General features: G+C 47.7%; 14 protein-coding genes. 5 read left to right on the forward strand and 9 right to left on the reverse strand.

Annotation, left to right across the window (positions count from 1 at the left end; genetic code table 11):
- Positions 1 to 29: 29 nt before the first annotated feature.
- The 6 genes from ACMUEV_RS12340 to ACMUEV_RS12365 form a co-directional block, all read right to left on the reverse strand.
- Positions 30 to 1148: a glycosyltransferase gene (locus tag ACMUEV_RS12340; RefSeq protein WP_017288800.1), complete on the reverse strand. Its 1119-nt coding sequence runs from the start codon at positions 1146 to 1148 to the stop codon at positions 30 to 32.
- A complete protein-coding gene (locus tag ACMUEV_RS12345; protein ID WP_190652011.1) occupies positions 1141 to 2433 on the reverse strand; it encodes an O-antigen ligase family protein in 1293 nt (430 codons plus the stop codon). Before ACMUEV_RS12345 ends, ACMUEV_RS12340 begins: the two co-directional genes overlap by 8 nt.
- A complete protein-coding gene (locus ACMUEV_RS12350; protein ID WP_017288798.1) occupies positions 2430 to 3338 on the reverse strand; it encodes a glycosyltransferase family 2 protein in 909 nt (302 codons plus the stop codon). Before ACMUEV_RS12350 ends, ACMUEV_RS12345 begins: the two co-directional genes overlap by 4 nt.
- Positions 3335 to 4720: an oligosaccharide flippase family protein gene (locus ACMUEV_RS12355; protein WP_017288797.1), complete on the reverse strand. Its 1386-nt coding sequence runs from the start codon at positions 4718 to 4720 to the stop codon at positions 3335 to 3337. Before ACMUEV_RS12355 ends, ACMUEV_RS12350 begins: the two co-directional genes overlap by 4 nt.
- A gap of 21 nt (positions 4721 to 4741) precedes the next feature.
- Positions 4742 to 5914, reverse strand: a complete 1173-nt coding sequence (locus ACMUEV_RS12360; protein ID WP_190652010.1) for a glycosyltransferase family 4 protein — start codon at positions 5912 to 5914, stop codon at positions 4742 to 4744.
- A gap of 362 nt (positions 5915 to 6276) precedes the next feature.
- Entirely contained in the window at positions 6277 to 7365 is a 1089-nt protein-coding gene (locus ACMUEV_RS12365) for a hypothetical protein (protein ID WP_190652009.1), read from the reverse strand.
- A gap of 438 nt (positions 7366 to 7803) precedes the next feature.
- Between ACMUEV_RS12365 and cpdA the strand changes: the two genes are divergently transcribed.
- A complete protein-coding gene (gene cpdA / locus ACMUEV_RS12370; RefSeq protein ID WP_190652008.1) occupies positions 7804 to 8592 on the forward strand; it encodes a 3',5'-cyclic-AMP phosphodiesterase in 789 nt (262 codons plus the stop codon).
- Between the two features lie 49 nt (positions 8593 to 8641).
- Here the strand turns inward: cpdA and dtd are convergent, their stop codons facing one another.
- Genes dtd through ACMUEV_RS12385 form a run of 3 tightly spaced genes read right to left on the reverse strand, consistent with a single transcriptional unit; the run spans position 8642 to position 10583 of the window.
- The gene (gene dtd, locus ACMUEV_RS12375) at positions 8642 to 9082 is read right to left on the reverse strand and encodes a D-aminoacyl-tRNA deacylase (RefSeq protein ID WP_190652007.1); all 441 of its coding nucleotides are present in this window, start codon (positions 9080 to 9082) and stop codon (positions 8642 to 8644) included.
- A gap of 17 nt (positions 9083 to 9099) precedes the next feature.
- Entirely contained in the window at positions 9100 to 9411 is a 312-nt protein-coding gene (locus ACMUEV_RS12380; RefSeq protein ID WP_036044673.1) for a (2Fe-2S) ferredoxin domain-containing protein, read from the reverse strand.
- Positions 9412 to 9455: 44 nt separating this feature from the next.
- Entirely contained in the window at positions 9456 to 10583 is a 1128-nt protein-coding gene (locus ACMUEV_RS12385) for a CobW family GTP-binding protein (protein ID WP_190652006.1), read from the reverse strand.
- 91 nt (positions 10584 to 10674) lie between these two features.
- Between ACMUEV_RS12385 and cysS the strand changes: the two genes are divergently transcribed.
- The 4 genes from cysS to ACMUEV_RS12405 all read left to right on the forward strand — a co-directional run bounded on the left by cysS (position 10675) and on the right by ACMUEV_RS12405 (position 15598).
- Entirely contained in the window at positions 10675 to 12099 is a 1425-nt protein-coding gene (cysS, locus tag ACMUEV_RS12390) for a cysteine--tRNA ligase (protein WP_190652005.1), read from the forward strand.
- Between the two features lie 77 nt (positions 12100 to 12176).
- Entirely contained in the window at positions 12177 to 13616 is a 1440-nt protein-coding gene (locus ACMUEV_RS12395) for a TldD/PmbA family protein (protein ID WP_190652004.1), read from the forward strand.
- 3 nt (positions 13617 to 13619) lie between these two features.
- Positions 13620 to 14945 carry a TldD/PmbA family protein gene (locus tag ACMUEV_RS12400; RefSeq protein WP_190652003.1) on the forward strand — a complete coding sequence of 442 codons (1326 nt, stop codon included), beginning with the start codon at positions 13620 to 13622 and terminating at the stop codon, positions 14943 to 14945.
- A 50-nt stretch (positions 14946 to 14995) separates the two neighbouring features.
- Entirely contained in the window at positions 14996 to 15598 is a 603-nt protein-coding gene (locus tag ACMUEV_RS12405; RefSeq protein ID WP_190652002.1) for a cysteine hydrolase family protein, read from the forward strand.
- Positions 15599 to 15727 lie beyond the last annotated feature (129 nt).

A 15727-nucleotide genomic window follows, 5' to 3' on the forward strand; every position in this document is an offset into this window, starting at 1 on the left:
CCCGCTCGCTATGGATGAAAGCGGATGATTTAAGCGGAATATACAGAACAAGTGCTTTCAGCAAGATGAAGCACTTTGGTGTACTGATCCAGGGAATGTTTCAACGAATACTGTGCAGCTCTTGTTTGTAAAACCGAAGAAGGGAGTGGGTTGTCTAATGTCTGCGCGATCGCATTCGCTAATTGCTCCACATTGCCCATTTCGACCAATGCGCCATATTTGCCATCTGCTAGGATTTCAGCCGGCCCGCTCGGACAATTCGTTGCGACTGCGGGAGTTCCCACCGCTAATGCTTCAATCAAAACAGTCGGCAATCCTTCAAACCAAGACGACAAGACGAATAAATCGGCTTGTCGGAGGTAAGCATAAGGATTTGAAACAAAACCAGGCAGGGCAACATCTTCTTGAATTCCAAGCTGTTCGATCTGAGCTTCTAAAGCCGCTCGATCGTTGCCTTCTCCTAAAATCATCAGCCGCAGGGGACGAGACTTTCTAACCTGGGCAAAGGCTTCGAGCAAGAGCGGAAAATTTTTCTGGTACTCTAATCGCCCGACACTCATCAAGCAAGGAATCTCAGATTGAAACCAAGGATGCTCGATCGCGGCTTGTGCCTGTTCAAATAAATCAGGAGTCACGACTGGATTATGAATTACTTGAATCAAGTCTTCGCGCACACCAATCTGTTGCAAATCGCTGCCAACGCCTTCAGACACTGGCACCACCGCATCCGCCCAGTTGAGAAACCAGCGGCTTAAAGTGGGCATCAATCGAACTTTCAGCGACTTCGATCGCCGAGCTTCCTGAGAAATCGTATTCTGAACATTCGCCACAAGGCGCATATCCACCCCAGTCAGTCGCCGCATCCAAAGTGCAGCAATGTTGATATCATCCAACGTCGAGAGCATCACAGGCGGGCGATTTTCTCGCAAATAATTTGCTAACTCTGGCAAGCGTTGCCATAACCTCCCTCCGCCCAAATCAATCACTCTCACCTCCGGAGGCAGCAAGTCTAAGTACGCTCCTTCTCGCTTGAGTAGAACTAAATCGATCGACAATCCGCGCTGGATAAATCCGCGAATCAAATTTACCATCGCTCGTTCAGCCCCACCTCCATAAAGAGAGTGAGTAAAGATTGCTAAATCACACATAAGATGATTCCTCTAAACTCGGTTGAAGTTTTCGCGATCGCTTTGGAACAGGCATCTGTACCTGAACCATGGCAACGATCGTGACGTAAAGCAGCCAGAAAATATAGTTCGGCTCCAAAATCAACGAACTTTCCGTGATATTGGAGAGAGTTAAATAAACCATGTACAGCAATGGAAACACCGCCACCATCGGCTGAGATTGCACCCGCAACCAAACGGCACATCGAGCCACAGCAAGGACAAAACTCACAGCAAAAATCCCCAGTCCAACCAGACCTAAATCCAGGACGAGATCCAAATAGCCATTGTGACCGTTCGGAGACATGAAGAACGTGGCATACCAAACATCGGATGATTCTCCGTCCATATCGAGCCAGAAGCCTTTATAGCCGTATCCCAACCAGGGGCGGGCGGCAATCTTACTGCTCAACACTTCCCAAATGCCCGTGCGTCCGGTCAGCGTTAAATCTCGTCCTAATGCAGCCACAATCAGCTCTGCATTTGCAATTACCACCAATGAAATACAACTTGTCGTCAGCAGTGCAACCAGCACCCAAAGCAATGCTCTCGGGGCTGATCCCGTCTTCAAAGCTCGAAACAATGGAATACAAGCGACCACCGTTCCTAAAATCAGCAAGCCTGACTTTGAAGTTGAAAGCAAGATTAAGGCAAATGCGATCGCGATTCCACTCCACCACAACCAGCGCGGTCGTTGTCGATCCAACACTAAGCAGAAATAGGTCATGAATGCCAAAATCATCGCTCTCGACAACGCATTTTTCTGAGCGAACATGCCTTGCCAAGCTCCTGCATGTTCATCAATCCCCATTCCGAACGCGGGAAATGCCAATGTAAACACAACCGAGCCAACTGCTGCAAATCCAAAGCCCCATCCAATCCATCGCAGAATCGTCATCAACGGATAGCGAATCGACCAATACACCCCCACTAACGTTGCTCCGACCAGCAACAATCCCCGCCGCAAGCTCAGATCAGGTACTTCTGACCACTGAGTTGAGAGCGTGGCTAACAGAGGTAACGCCCAGCATAGAGGAACTTTCATTGCAGCTGGAATAAACTTGCGCCATCGCAATGCGCTCAGCGCGAAATACACCGCTAAAATGACAAGCTGCATCAGGAGCAACATCGGGTTACTATCGGCTCCAGAGCTACTGGATGCTCCGCTTGAATTAAGTCCATCCACAAGAATCCGATACAGTGCTGAACTGTAGTAGAGCATTGTGAAAACAGTAAATACCGCTTCAAAGCGGTTCAAAATGATCATGGTTTCAATCGTCGATAAGTAGCACGCATCCAAATCACACAGGCTTCAGTGGGGGAAAGTTCAGATCGATAGCGATCGACCCAAGGTTGAATGGCAGCATCCACTCCTCCCAACTTCCAATACAGCCCTAATCCATCGGCAAACCAACAGTTAGCAAACTGCTTCGTCGAGGGGAATCGATCGCGTAATGCCGCAGCCGTTAAAATCCGAATCGGAGCATTGATGCGCTCTGAAGCTGAATTTGCGGTATAAGCATTACTGCCATGGACGCGCTGCAGAGCAAGAGGATGATCGAGGGCAATTCCCGGAGCAATTCCTAACGCTGCAAATTGCAGAAAGCTATCATTGAGCAGAATGGACTCGGCTTCGGGCATCGGTAAAATTTTTGAGAGCAGCGATCGCGTAAAGCACAGCCCTGAGGTCGCAGGAATCGCAAAAGGCAACTTGCCTTTCAATTTCCCTTTTGTAACATCTTGTCGAACGTCAACTGGATAAGTTTCACCCAGTTGCAGAATTGGCTCCATCGGCTGCATTTGGGCATTGGCAAGTTGTAAGGGATGAAAGCACCATTGCATCACAGTGGGATCAGAAATCGCATCTACGATCGCGGCTGCTTTCTCAGGCAAAAACATATCATCCGCATCTAAAAAGCAAACAATCTCTCCAGTGCTTGCAGCAAATCCAGCATTGAATGCAGAAGCTTGACCCCCATTGGCTTTATAGACGGGAATGATGCGATCGCGATAGCATTCAATCACCTGTCTTGAGCGATCCGTTGAACCGTCATCGACGACAATCACTTCGACATTGGCATAGGTCTGATCTAAGGCACTTTCGATGGCTTGAGCTAAATAGCGATCGTAGTTGTAATTGTTAATCGCAATGCTGACCTTGGGTCGAATCATTTCGCATTTGCCTCCCGAACCTGGCGAATATATTGCCCGACTGTCTGCCGTGTCTCAGACCACACTCCGACAAACAGCAATGGGATAATCGCCCACCAGCCAATCTGATAGCAAAACAGCGACAAGCCAAATGCGCTTGCCCAGAGAAACGCCATACGGTAATCAGGCTCCCCGATCGCTTGCGTGACATAGAGATGAATCAAGCCATATCCCAAGAGCGTTGCTACCTCAGCCCAACCATACCCCATCAATCCCAACCGAGGCACCAACAGCCAAGCTCCACCTATAAACAAGACAATATGCAGAATGTGAAATAATGCCACTTGCCAATTGCGATGCAGGACATACAGGACGGAAGAATGGAGATTGAATAATGCACTCCATAGGGCACTAAACGCAATCAACGGAAATACCGACATCACAGGCACCCATTTTGCACCAAAAATATGCGGGATTAAAATCGGACCAAACCAACTTGCCAATGCAAGTAAGGGACCGAGAGCAAGAACCTGTAAATTCATCCCATCCGACAGTGCTCTCTGTAATCGTCCTAGCTGACCCTGCATCTGAGCCAGTGCCGAAATCGAAATCCGATAGGTCGAAGTTCTCACAAAGCTCAATACATCCACCATGCGAACTGCCAGCGCCACATAAGCAACTGCCTCCGCTCCTGCAAATCGCGCAATCAGCAGAGGATTCACCAAGGCACGTAACTGAAACGCCCAGTTCGCAGCCGAAAACCCTAAGCTAAAATGCACAATTTCTTTCACGACCTTCGGCTGCCAAGTCAAGTGGGGTCGATACCGAGACCGACTAAACAACAGAATCGAATCCTGAATCTGCTGTCCTAACCATCCAAGCACCATTGCCCAAACCCCAAATCCCGAAAACGCAAGCGGTAAGGCGATCAGATTATAAGTAAACTGATTTGCCAGCTCGATCATCGCGATCGTACGGTAATCTAATTGTCGCTCTAACCTTGCCAGAGGAACTTGATTGATCAAGGTGAGCGGCAGCGCAGACAGCATCACTTTCGCCACCGCTTCAAATCCAGGCAAATTTACCCAGCGATCGAGCCAGAAAAAGCCACCGAGCCACAGTCCTCCAGTTAGAACCACCCCGATCAAGAGCAGCAGCATAAACGCTTGATGATAAGCTTGTCGCTGGTCTTCTTCCATGCGGACGAGATAAACTAGCACCCCAAACTGACCCAAGCTAAACAGATAAGTAAAGATGCCAAATACAGCCGCATAAAGCCCGTATTGTTGCGGCCCGATCATCCGCGTTAAGAGCACAATGCTACCCAGACTGAGAATGATGCCGAACCCTTCACGCAGTGCTAGAAAAATTCCGCCCTGTAGTACTTTCTGCCGTAAACTCATACCTTGCACTCAATAAAGGGTCTAAACTTGACTCATTTGGCGTTCTTGCTCCCCCTGCGACGAACTCAGCATCAAAGCGCGATCGTACACCGCTAGAGTCTGCTGCACAATCTCATCCCAGTTGTAAACCGTCTGGACATGCTGCCGAGCCGCCTCTGCCATCAGAGCAAGCGCTTTTGAATGCTCGATCGCCCATTGCAATCGTTGCTGACAGGCTGCAACCTCACCTGCCTCAAATAACAATCCTCGCCCATTGGCTAAAAGCTTCTGATGCACCTCAATATTGCTCGCGAGCACAGGCACATTCTCATTCATCGCTTCTAGTAAAACTAACGGCATACCTTCGACATCCGATGGCAGCACGAGCAATCCTGCCCCTCGGACGACTTCAGCCAGTTTGGCTCCGACGAGTTCTCCGGTAAAGACAATCTCATTTGAGGCATACTGCTGTTTCAGCATTTCAGCATAGCCTTGGCTATCACTGTCTCCGCCGACGATCGCCAACTTCCAATCAGTCTGCTTCAAGGTAGCAAAAGCTTCGAGCAATAAATCAGGACGCTTTTCAGGAACTAATCGACCCAAGAACACAAAGTACTTTTGTGGCTGTAATCCCAACGACTGAACAAATTGAAAGGCGGGATCAGAAGCTGCATAACTGGCAGGCGCATTGGGAATATAGTGTGTGTCTCTGCCGTAAGTCGTCTGAAAGTAGTCTTGTAGATCTTCCGATACCGCAATCATGTCATCTGCAAATTTCAAGGCATTCCGCTCGCCTTGGCGCAAAATCCAACGCGAGGTTCTGCCCCACTTTGCTCGTGCCCAATCGAGTCCATGACAGGTCACAATCACACGCGATTTTGTATTCAACCGAGGTAATCCACTAAATAAAGAAGGACCCAATGCATGAAAATGAATGATGTCGTAAGGCTGTTCTTGAAAGCCTGCGATCGTCGAAAGTGTGCCGAGAAATGAGCAACTCAGGGCATCCAATCCGCGTAAATTAAGACTGGGGATCGAAATCACCCGGACTCCATTCACCGTGTCGCGAAACAGCGATCCGGTATAAGACGATCGCGCATACAAATCCACCTGATGCCCTTGCTTAACAATGCGAGGGTATAGCTCTTGGCAATGGTGTTCGATACCGCCCTGCTGGGCAGGAAGCCCTTTCGCTCCAATGACTGCAATTCTCATAAATTTTGTAGGTAAATGAACGACAGTGAGTAAAACCGCACCGCCCTACAAAGGCGATTCAGCAGAATTGGCGATTTGACAAACCGCTTACCAATTAAAGAAGCGTGATAATTTGAGCGCAAATTCGTGCTCGAATTTGGTCACAGATTTGATCGCAAATTGAAATCTGATTGACAATGCCAAGATAATACAGTGGCAGTTTTTTGAAACACGAGCTGAAATGCTAAATCCAGCAGAAACAGAATGCTCTAACGACTCAGAAGAAACTACCGAAACCGCAATATTGCCATAATATCGCTACTTTAATCACGAGCATATCATACAATGCTAAATGGCAAATCAATATGTCTCATCTTATAGTGCTATCCTGATTGCTGCCAGAACCGCATCCAGCCGCGTCTCGTCGAGGGTTCAATCCAGCTTACCTGCTCGATTTCATCTTTATTCAAGAAGCGAAAAGCACGAGCATTTTTTTGGCGATCGCGCTGTTGAGAATACCTCAAAGACTGCAAGGCAGTATAAGCCCACGCATTGGCATAATCTGGATCTCGGTCTGCATAAAATAATGCAGTGCGATACGCCAATTGGGCGCGACGATAATGATGATTTCGGTGCTGCAAAAATCCCCAAGTTGTAACAATGCGATCGCGGAACCGAATTCGCGGATAAATAGATGGAAAAACAGGTCTTCTCTCTAGGATCCGATTGACGTTTGCTATCGTGTTTTCTTTCAATGCTTTCAGCAGTTGAACTCGAATAAAATCTTTCTGAGTTCCCCAGTAATGCTCAATTAAATCATCACTGAACGATAGCTGTGTTGTTTGCTCTAAAACAGCGCCAATCGAGAATTGCTCAACAGTAGTGAGCGGAGCGAACTGGTAGAGGTGATCCAATACTTTCACCGCAGATTCGATCAGCAATTGATCCTGCGGATCAATCCCAATCACACCAGAATTAATCATCGACGATCGCGCAGAAATTTGGATCCCCCCGATATTTATTCCTGAGCCTATCTGGTTGACAATCGGCTGCCACAGTTCGCTTTCTCCAATCGCTGCTTCACGAACATGCATCACAGAACATCCTGGAGCAATTCGCTCGAAGAGTTTCCGGGGATGATCAATAAAGTAAGTATCAGTATCAATCAAAGCAGCAGGAGCTTGATAGTGCTCTAGCACCTTTTTCAAGGCGAAAGGCTTAGCCCGATAGAGGTACATTCCATTGTTGGTCCATGCTGCTAATTCTTGCGATGAGAACGTTAAGCGCTCAATGGGAAGGTCAATTCCAATGTCGCCATGCTGGAGCAAGCTTTCCGCAGAGTCAGAAACAATACAGAACTTGATTTCTTCCGGTTGATCTTTGAGAAATCGGAGAGCAGATAAAACGCTAAAGGCAAGCTCGACCTCGTACAGGCGATCGTCTCCGAACAAAAAGTATGCAATAACTTTCATAGTGCTAGGAGAAAAAATATGCGATCGTGCCTTGCGCCCTCAAACAATCTCGTTTGCATAGGGAACACATCATAAAACAGGACGGGTTACCGATCCGGAGTAAAAAATACGAGCGAAAAAGCCGCTTAGTGCCTCTTGACTATGATTGAGGCAATGCCGAGAACGAACCGAGAAACCAAACCCTACTCACTCTATTGAATGCCGAACTCGTCGATTCGACATTCCTCCTTCTATCCTTACTAGCAGGTTGAACAAAGTCCGCAAGATTTGATTAAATTTATATTTTTTTAATGCGGCGATGCGGCAAAGCTTCAATAGTACTGTGATCAAGATCACAGCATAAGTGCGGATAAGATCGCAAGGCGTTGAAGAGACACCCGGTAAGCTAGAGAGGATAGTTTCTGCGCTATCGCCTTTTGCTTTCTATTTTCTGTGCATATGATCTCGCCTCCTCTCAGAATTGTTCAGGTGACCGATCTGCATTTATTTGCCGAATCAGATCGGTGTCTTCTAGGAATGCCAACGTTGCGATCGCTGAACGCCCTGATCACTCAACTGCATCAATTGCGCCCGCGACCTGATCTGTTACTGCTGACGGGCGATTTATCTCAAGATGGCTCGGCAGATTCATATGCACATGTGCAGCACTTATTTGCTCCCCTTGAGATTCCCACCTATTGGCTGCCTGGCAATCATGACGACATTGAGGTGATGCAGCGATCTCTGACTCAGTTCCATGCAGAGAAATCGTTTCGCTGTAGCAATTGGCAATTCATTCTTCTCAATTCTCAAGATCCAGGTTGTGTTCACGGTCGGCTCTCGAAGGAAAGTTTGCAATGGCTTGATCACCAACTCGCCGAAAATCTCGATGCTCCGACGCTAGTCTCGCTCCATCACCCGCCCTTTACAGTGAATTCGACTTGGTTAGATACGAGTACGTTGCAGAACTCAGCAGAGTTATTGAAAGTGCTCGATCGGTATCCCCAAGTCAAACTTGTCGTATTCGGACATATTCACCAAGAATTTCAGCATCAACGCAAAGCCGTGACTTATCTAGGGACACCTTCAACTTGTATTCAGTTTGCGCGCGAAAGTGACGAGTTTGCTTTGGGAAAAGAAGATCCAGGGTTTCGGCTCATTGAACTTCACTCAGATGGAACCTGGCAATCGCAAGTTAAGCGAGTGGAGTTCAGCTATCAACGTGATTTAGCCGCAACGGGCTACTGAGATGATCTGATTTGAGTGCGCGTCGTGAAAGAGCAATCAAACTGCCGCTTCATTTCTCTAGAATTAATGTGACAGGTCCATCATTCTCGATCGAAACTTGCATCATCGCTCCAAATTTCCCAGTTTCGACCTTCAATCCGCTTTCACGCAACTTCCCAACGAATCTCTCATACATCTGCTCGGCTCGATTGGGAGCAGCGGCTTGATCAAACGATGGTCGTCGTCCTTTTCGGCAATCTCCATACAGTGTGAATTGACTCACGACCAAAATTTCGCCGTTAATTTCCTGAATTGAACGATCGAATCGTCCCTGCTCTCCATCAGGAAAGACTCTGAGATCCAAACATTTACGCGCCATCCAATCAAGCTCTGCTTCTGTATCGGTTTCAGCGATTCCGACGAGAAGATTGAAACCTCGATCGATTTTTCCGATCACTTCTCCAGCGACTAATACTTGGGAGGAAGTAACTCGTTGGAGAATGACGCGCATAGGGTGGGGAGATAGAACTACGGAGTGGAATAAGACGGGTGAAACCGGGGATGCAGTAAGCGATCGACAGGATGATCCTCCTGTAAATGAGAGTGAACGATCGTCTCCACATCTTGCGGCTTCACTCGACAATACCAAATTTCATCAGGCAGGATTCGCACTGTTGGACCTAGATTACATTGTCCTTGGCAACCTGATGCAACGATCGATACTTCAGCATCAGAACTTTCTAAGAAAGCTGCCAGTACCTCGGCTGACCCTTGAGCAAGACAGCTTTGATACTGGCAGACGAATACCTGTTTGGAAGACATGGGCAATTTCAGGAACAAAGGAGCGACAATTTTTACTTTGTTCGTTATGCCCTAGATTGCCCTTAACGACCGAAACCTTTGCCGCGATTTTCTGAAGATACGCCTAGACAAGCTTCGACTTGCGATCGCAACGCTTCGTGATCCAGGTTTTGACCAATCAGCACTAACTGATTTTTCGGCTTGCCTTTCCACTCATCATCATCGAGTGAAAACCGCTTGCCGCTTAGGTGAAAGATGTGCCGTTTCGGACTTTCATCAAACCAGAGAATGCCTTTCGCCCGGAAGACATTGGTCGGCAGTTGGTTATCTAAGAAATGCTGGAATTTCTTGATACTAAACGGCTTATCGCTCTCAAATGAAACTGAGGTAAACCCATCATTCTCTAAGTGATGAGAGTGGTGGTGATGGTCATAATCGTGGTCATGGTTGCAATGTCCATGATCGTGATCGCAGTTGGAATGATCATGCGCATGATCATCATGATCGTGATGGTCGTGCCCTCCATGCTGATGTTCTGCATGAGGATCAAAATATTGATCGGATTCAAACAAGCCGACGCTGAGCAAAGCACCCAACGGAATCTCTCCCTTCACCGTTCGGAGAATCCGTGCGCCTTCTTTGATATCTCGAATCCGAACTTCTAGCGCATCGACGGTCGCTTCATCGACGAGATCCGTTTTGTTCAACAAAATAATATCGCCGTAAGCAATCTGGCTATACGCCGCTTCGCTATTGAACAGATCTAAGCTGAAGTTTTCAGAATCGACAACGGTAATGATCGAATCTAATCGAGTCAGATCCCGCAGTTCTGTGCCAAGAAATGTTAATGCGACAGGCAACGGATCAGCGAGTCCTGTTGTTTCGACTACTAAATAATCAATTTGATCCTGACGTTCTAGAACTTTGTAGACAGCATCCACCAGATCATTATTGATGGTGCAGCAAATACATCCATTGCTGAGTTCCACCATATTCTTGTCTTCGTCAGTCTGGATGATGAGTTCGTTATCAATCCCAATTTCACCGAATTCATTCACCAAGACTGCTGTTTTCAGACCTTGTTGATTGGTCAGAATATGATTCAGCAGAGTGGTTTTACCACTTCCCAAGAAGCCTGTGATAATCGTAACCGGAAGCCCAGTTTTGGGCGCGTCCATTTTAGGTTCGGACTGAGTGCTGACTGATTGCATAGCACGATCGCATCAAATATCTTTTCCCTCATTATTGCTGATAAGAATCGATTAGGATGGGATATCGTTCGTTATTCACTTGAAAAATTTCATGGCTTTAGTCGTTTACAACACTCTAACCCGCCGCAAGGAACCGTTTGAGCCAATCGAATCGGGTCACGTGAAGATGTATTGCTGCGGAGTGACAGTGTACGATTTTTGCCATTTAGGACATGCTCGATCGTATATCGCGTGGGACACGGTTCGGCGATATTTGACCTGGCGCGGCTACAAGGTGCGCTATGTGCAAAATTTTACCGATATTGATGACAAAATCCTCAATCGCGCCCGCGAAGAAGGCTCCACGATGGAAGCGGTTGCAGAACGCAATATCCAACTTTATTTCGAGGATATGCGGCGGTTGAATATTCTCGATGCTGATGCTTATCCGCGCGCAACGAATACGATCGATGGCATCAAACGCTTAATTTACGAATTAGAGCAAAAAGAATTTGCTTACGCTGCCGGGGGCGATGTCTATTACGCGGTTCAGCACGATCGAGAGTATGGCAAACTCTCAGGACGTAAATTAGAAGACATGCAAGCAGGTGCAAGCGGGCGGGTCGATGATGAGGAACCGAAAAAGCGCTATCCGTTTGATTTCGCTTTATGGAAAGGCGCGAAGCCTGGTGAACCTGCATGGGATTCGCCTTGGGGGAAAGGTCGCCCTGGGTGGCACATTGAATGCTCGGCAATGGTTCGGGAGTTTTTAGGGGAAACGATCGATATTCACGTCGGGGGTGCGGATCTGGTATTCCCGCATCATGAGAATGAGATTGCACAATCGGAAGCCGCAACAGGCAAATCGCTCGCGAACTATTGGTTACACAATGGCATGGTGAATGTTGATGGCGAGAAAATGTCCAAGTCGCTTGGCAACTTCACAACCGTTCGTGATTTACTCGATAAGAAAGGCATCGATCCGATGGTGATCCGGTTCTTTGTGCTACAAGCGAGCTACCGAAAACCGATCGATTTCACAAACGAAGCTTTGTCAGCCGCTCAGAATGGTTGGGAGACATTAAAAGATGGCTTGCTGTTTGGGTTTAAGCTGAATTCGGCTTTGGAGGGGGAAATCGATCGCACTTCTCAAACCGTGCAAGAATTCCAAGCCGCGATGGATGACGATTTCAACACATCCGGGGCGTTAGCGGCGCTATTCCCAGTTGCAAAAGAACTCCAGCGGCAAGGCAATATTCTAGTGCATGAAGGCAAAACTGACACTGCGCCCGATATTTTGCAAGTTCAATGGAAAACCTTGGTCGAACTGGCGAAAGTTTTAGGTTTAGAGGCAGAGCCAGAAGCAGAAAGTTCGGGCGGGTTATCAGACAGTGAGATTGAAACCCTGATCCAGCAACGGAAAGATGCGAAAAAAGCAAAAGATTTTGCCCAAGCCGATCGCATTCGCAACGATCTGCAAGTTCAAGGCATTACTTTGATCGATAAACCAGGGGGCGAAGTAATTTGGCATCGCTAGACTAGAAATCGTGTCTATAATGAGTGACTAATCTTCGTCCCGCGAAAATCCTTCAATCCTGAATTCATCCACGTTCCATGATTTCTCAACTCACACAATTCCTGAATGCGCTGGAGATTCCTGCCGATTGGATAGGACTCCGAGCCACCAAGGAATCATCTACCACTCGTTCGGTGCGCGATCGCGTTCCTGAAACCAATGGCTCGTCTCTCACGCAAGGCGTGATGGTCGAAGTCCTAGTCAAAGGGCAGATCGGCTACGCTGCTACAAATTTACTAACAGTCGAGGGAATTCAAGCCGCAGCAGCACAGGCATATCGTCAAGCGCTTGCAGCTTCAGCATGGAATATTTATTCAACGTCGATCGAAGCGCGCCCCAAAGTTGTCGGTCAATATGTTTCGCCCTTACTAAAGCCCTTCGATGCATTGAGTCCCGGCGAAATTAACCAAATCCTGACCAAAATTACTGAAGAACTCAAGATTTCCGATCAGATTGTTCAAACTAGCGCCACGGCGTTAACGACTGAAACAGAAACCTGGTTTGTCAGCACGAATGGCTCAGAAGTCTATCAACATTTCTTCCGCATCGGCACAGACTACGCAGCAACCGCACAAGAAGGCTCTGTGGTACAACGTCGCACCAATAACGGTTGGCTCGCAGCTTGCTATCAAGGCGGATTAGAATACTTCATCACACCAGAACTTTGGCAGCGCGTACAGCAAGTGGGAGAGCAAGCGATCGAACTGCTCAACGCTGAAGACTGTCCCAGTGAGACAACCACTTTAGTGCTTGCACCCGATCAAATGCTGCTGCAAATTCATGAAAGTGTGGGGCATCCGTTAGAACTCGATCGCATTTTGGGCGATGAGCGTAACTATGCAGGCGGTAGCTTTGTCAAACTGCAAGATTTTGGCAATCTCGTCTACGGTTCACCGTTGATGAATATCACCTTTGATCCAACGGTTTCGGGTGAATTTGCCAGTTACAGCTTTGACGACACTGGCGCACCCGCCACGCGCGAATATTTGATCAAAGATGGCATTTTACAGCGCGGAGTCGGCAGCCTCGAAAGTCAAGCGAGAACAGGTGTCAAAGGAGTTGCGTGTGCCCGTGCTTCTTCTTGGAATCGTCCCCCAATCGATCGTATGGCAAACCTCAATCTCGAACCCGGAACTAAGAGTTTCGAGGAAATCATTGCAGGCATCGATCGCGGAATTTACATGGAATCCAATCGCTCTTGGTCGATCGACGATCAGCGCCACAAATTTCAATTTAGTTGTGAATATGCCAAACGCATTGAGCAAGGCAAACTCACAACCACGTTGCGGAATCCGAACTATCGAAGTATTACACCTCAATTTTGGGGAGGCTTGATCGAAGTCGGCGATCGCTCAACCTGGCAAATGTACGGCACACCGATGTGCGGAAAAGGCGAGCCGAATCAAGCCATCACGGTCGGGCATGGCTCTCCTGTGGCGGTCTTTGCCAATATCGAAGTCTTTGGAGGGGGCGCATAGCCGATGTTAGAAGCTAGCTTTAATCAACTGGTTGACGAAATTCGTAGTCAACTCCAACCCGATGAGCAATTTACCCTCACTCTGAACTGTGAGCAAAGCCAGTTCATTCGATTCAATCACGCTAAGGTTCGGCAAACGGGAACTGTCAATGATGGCAGTCTTCAGCTGGTCTTGATGCACAACCATCGGAGTAGCTACCGGGAATTTCCGTTTACTGGCAATCTTGAGTGCGATCGTCGAACGGCTGAAGCTGCGATCGCACTCCTGCGCGAAGAAGTCCCCCAACTGCCTGAAAATCCTTATCTCGTCCTGCCTTCAGGCAATCACATCAGCCGAGAATCTCATGCTGGCAAGCTCATTGCTGCTGATCAAGTTGTTTCAACCCTGCTTCCAATGGTGTCGGATCTCGATTTCACGGGAATCTATGCCGCAGGTTCTGTGATTCGAGCGTATGCGGATTCAGTCGGTCAACAACACTGGTTTGACACCGATTCTTATTCGCTAGATTACTCACTGTTTACCGCTGATGGACAAGCCGTAAAAGGCACATTAGCCGGATCGACTTGGGATGAGGCAGCCTATCAATCTCGGATTGAAGAATCGCGCGCGCAATTATCGTTAATGGCCAACGCGCCAAAGCCGATTCAGCGTGGACAGTATCGCACTTATCTTGCACCGGCTGCGATCGCGGAATTGATGACAATGCTTTCTTGGGGAGGAATTAGTGAATCGTCTCACCAACAAGGCGGCAGTTGCTTTAGTGCGATGCGTCGAGGTGAGAAGAAACTTTCGCCTAAGTTCACACTGAAAGAGAATTTCACATCCGGCTTAGTTCCCAGATTTAACGAACTCGGCGAGATCGCACCCTTAGAACTTGCTTTGATCGAATCAGGCGAACTAGTCAACATGCTAACCTCGTCTGCAACCGCAAAAGAATATGGGCTGGAAGCAAATGGCGCAACCCAAGGAGAAGAACTGCGATCGCCCGAAATTCTCCCAGGTGACCTAGACCACGATGCGATTCTCAAAACCCTCGATACTGGACTATATCTATCGAATTTGCATTACCTAAATTGGAGCGATCGCCCCACAGGTCGCATCACTGGAATGACGCGCTATGCGTGTTTCTGGGTTGAGAAGGGCGAGATTATTGCGCCGATCGAAAATCTCAGATTCGATGATAGTCTCTATCAATTTTGGGGAGATAATTTGGTCGCTCTGACGAATTTTCAAGAATTTATTCCCGACATTGGAACGTATGAGCATCGCAATTTAGGCGGCGTTCTTGCTCCTGGAATGATTGTGGAAGATTTTACGTACACGCTTTAATTTCAATCTGTAGAATCGAACATACTGGAGTGAGTCAGGAGAACAGCCGGATGCTGCCCATGTTTGATCTCAAATCGACTGCTCTGTTAATTATTGACTTTCAAGCAGATTACTTTCACGGTGGCGCAATCCACGTCACTGGCGCTGCGGAAGTCCAACCCAAAGCTCAGCAAGTTTTAGCCACCGCTAGAACAGCAGGATTGCCCATTATCCATACCAAAGAAGTGCATCGTAAAGAAATGGTGGATTTTGGGCGAGAGCTAGATGGTGCTGAACCTGTTCACTGTCTCGAAACTTGGGCAGGAACCGATTTTCATCCTGATTTCTCTCCTCGGGATGGAGAGTTTACGATCGCCAAACGACGCTACAGTGCTTTCTTTGCCACTGATTTAGATCTACTGCTGCGGGGTCTCGGCATCAAAACATTAGTCATCATGGGCACATTGACCAACGTGTGTGTACACTACACGGCTGTTGACGCTCACCAGCACGATTATCACTTTTATGTCATCGAAGATTGCTGCATGGGTTCAGATTGGGATGCCCATTGGGCTGCTCTCAAATCAATGGCATACTTACAGCAAAAATCCCGCTTGACTCATCACGAATTTATTGAAGCAATGTCTCGCTTAACTCAAGGTGTTGCAAATTAAGTAGTTAAATCGAGTTCAACTGCTAATTGAATTGTCTGTGCCACATTGCATCAATCAGCTATCCTTCAGATGTAAAGGCAGCCTTTAGATATCGAGAAATTGTGAATAGACATGAAAATCTATCCTGAA

This window comes from Leptolyngbya sp. FACHB-1624 (assembly GCF_047649235.1).
GTDB lineage: Bacteria > Cyanobacteriota > Cyanobacteriia > Leptolyngbyales > Leptolyngbyaceae > Leptolyngbya > Leptolyngbya boryana.

Excerpts from the sequence above, each read along its gene's own strand:
- ACMUEV_RS12340 (WP_017288800.1), bottom strand. The coding sequence starts at position 1,148 with ATGTGTGATTTAGCAATCTTTACTCACTCTCTTTATGGAGGTGGGGCT.
- ACMUEV_RS12345 (WP_190652011.1), bottom strand. The coding sequence starts at position 2,433 with ATGATCATTTTGAACCGCTTTGAAGCGGTATTTACTGTTTTCACAATG.
- ACMUEV_RS12350 (WP_017288798.1), bottom strand. The coding sequence starts at position 3,338 with ATGATTCGACCCAAGGTCAGCATTGCGATTAACAATTACAACTACGAT.
- ACMUEV_RS12355 (WP_017288797.1), bottom strand. The coding sequence starts at position 4,720 with ATGAGTTTACGGCAGAAAGTACTACAGGGCGGAATTTTTCTAGCACTG.
- ACMUEV_RS12360 (WP_190652010.1), bottom strand. The coding sequence starts at position 5,914 with ATGAGAATTGCAGTCATTGGAGCGAAAGGGCTTCCTGCCCAGCAGGGC.
- ACMUEV_RS12365 (WP_190652009.1), bottom strand. The coding sequence starts at position 7,365 with ATGAAAGTTATTGCATACTTTTTGTTCGGAGACGATCGCCTGTACGAG.
- cpdA (WP_190652008.1), top strand. The coding sequence starts at position 7,804 with ATGATCTCGCCTCCTCTCAGAATTGTTCAGGTGACCGATCTGCATTTA.
- dtd (WP_190652007.1), bottom strand. The coding sequence starts at position 9,082 with ATGCGCGTCATTCTCCAACGAGTTACTTCCTCCCAAGTATTAGTCGCT.
- ACMUEV_RS12385 (WP_190652006.1), bottom strand. The coding sequence starts at position 10,583 with ATGCAATCAGTCAGCACTCAGTCCGAACCTAAAATGGACGCGCCCAAA.
- cysS (WP_190652005.1), top strand. The coding sequence starts at position 10,675 with ATGGCTTTAGTCGTTTACAACACTCTAACCCGCCGCAAGGAACCGTTT.
- ACMUEV_RS12395 (WP_190652004.1), top strand. The coding sequence starts at position 12,177 with ATGATTTCTCAACTCACACAATTCCTGAATGCGCTGGAGATTCCTGCC.
- ACMUEV_RS12400 (WP_190652003.1), top strand. The coding sequence starts at position 13,620 with ATGTTAGAAGCTAGCTTTAATCAACTGGTTGACGAAATTCGTAGTCAA.
- ACMUEV_RS12405 (WP_190652002.1), top strand. The coding sequence starts at position 14,996 with ATGCTGCCCATGTTTGATCTCAAATCGACTGCTCTGTTAATTATTGAC.